Genomic DNA, 458 nt, shown 5'->3' with positions numbered 1-458 from the left:
GTCAATGGTTTCGAAGACGCCGCGCACCACATTGCCGTCAATTCTGACAGCAACCTCGCCGCCGAGCCCCGCGGCGCGCGCCAACCAGCGTTTCCTGATCGCGCTAAGTCCCCGCCCGTCGTCCCACAATCTGAAATTCTCGCTCCAGGCATCCGAGAGCGCCAGGAACAGCATCTCGGCATCGCAATTGGCACCCAGCGCCTGCAGCGACGTCGCCGGATAAGGCAGATCCTCGGGGTATGCCACGACGTTGACGCCGATGCCGACGGCAACCGCGAAACGGCCGCCTTCGAGCAGGGTCGATTCCAGCAGGATGCCGGCAAGCTTGGCGCCGGTGGCGAGCACGTCGTTCGGCCATTTCAGCTCGAAGCGGTTGCGTCCTTCGCTGGCTCCGTCCAGGCCAACGGCGATCCGGCCTTGCGGGACGACGGCATCGAGCGCGTCGGCCAATGCAAGCC

Annotated in this window: 1 pseudogene; it reads right to left on the bottom strand. The window is 65.5% G+C overall.

The window, feature by feature from the left end:
- A pseudogene (locus tag EOA60_RS36970) lies at positions 1 to 458 on the bottom strand (biotin--[acetyl-CoA-carboxylase] ligase); the annotation flags it as partial.

The sequence above is a fragment of the Mesorhizobium sp. M1A.F.Ca.IN.020.06.1.1 genome, from assembly GCF_004023265.1.
Classification (GTDB): Bacteria; Pseudomonadota; Alphaproteobacteria; order Rhizobiales; family Rhizobiaceae; genus Mesorhizobium.
This window is presented reverse-complemented; position numbering and strand designations above follow the sequence as displayed.